The 1,189-nt window shown below is 58.6% G+C and carries 1 protein-coding gene; it reads left to right on the top strand.

All coding sequences use genetic code 11. The annotated features are described in order from the left end of the window. Positions 1–59 precede the first annotated feature (59 nt). On the top strand, positions 60–1,189 hold a 1,130-nt coding region (gene ltrA, locus AC1DVE_RS31115; RefSeq protein WP_477784443.1), incomplete at its 3' end, for a group II intron reverse transcriptase/maturase.

Below are 1,189 nucleotides of genomic sequence, written 5' to 3'. Positions count from 1 at the left end.
GTCATAGGCCATGTTGATACGAAAGACCGGAAGTCAGATGCCTGCCAAACGCGGGGCGGATGCAGGCTACGAGCGGTGAAACCGTGAGGAATCCCATCAGCGACGAGGTCAATCGTCCGCAAAATGAACCCTATAACGCAGGGCAAGGGCTGCTGGAGCGAGCCTTTGCGAGAGAAAACCTGAAACGGGCRTGGAAACGGGTCAAGGCCAACAAAGGTGCAGCGGGAGTCGATGGTCTGGACATTGAACAGACGGCCGAACATCTGCTCACTCAGTGGGCGGCGATTCGTGAACAGCTTCTTTCAGGTGTCTACCGGCCCAGTCCGGTACGCCGAGTGGTCATTCCCAAGCCCGATGGCGGTCAGCGCGAGTTGGGCATTCCGACGGTCACCGATCGTTTGATCCAGCAAGCCTTGCTGCAAGTCTTGCAGCCATTACTCGATCCGACTTTCAGTGAACACAGCTACGGCTTTCGTCCGGGACGCAGTGCGCAGGACGCCGTTCTGGCGGCCCAACGTCATGTGTCCTCGGGGCGCAGAGTGGTGGTGGATGTTGATCTGGAGAAGTTCTTCGACCGGGCCGACCACGACATCTTGATGGAGCGTCTACGCAAACGGATTGCGGATCGGGCGGTTATCCGGCTGATTCGCGCGTATCTGGACGCGGGAACGATGATTAATGGCGTGGTCGAGAAAAGCCGCTGTGGGACGCCGCAAGGCGGCCCGCTGTCGCCGTTACTGGCGAATGTGCTGCTGGACGAAGTGGATCGGGAGCTTGAACGTCGAGGCCATTGTTTCGTGCGCTATGCCGACGATGCGAATGTGTATGTTCGCAGCCGCAAGGCGGGACAGCGGGTGATGGCTTTGCTGAAGCGTCTGTATGAAAAGCTGCACTTGAGCGTCAACGAGAGCAAGAGTGCGGTGGCGAGTGCGTATGGTCGCAAGTTTCTGGGCTACGCCTTCTGGGCATCTCCACAAGGCGTCAAAAGAGCGGTAGCGGTCAAGGCGCGCAAGCAGTTCAAGCAACGGATACGCGAGCTCACCCGTCGCTCAGGCGGTCGCAGTCTGCGACAAGTTGTCGAGAATCTACGCCCTTATCTTCTGGGCTGGAAAACTTACTTTGGGTTGTCACAAACGCCGAGAATCTGGCGAGAGCTGGACGAGTGGATGCGGCACCGGCGGCACCGATT

This window comes from Pseudomonas sp. P4_B4 (genome assembly GCF_056402255.1).
The sequence above is the reverse complement of the archived record's forward strand: the minus strand, read 5'-3'. Positions and strand labels throughout refer to the sequence as shown.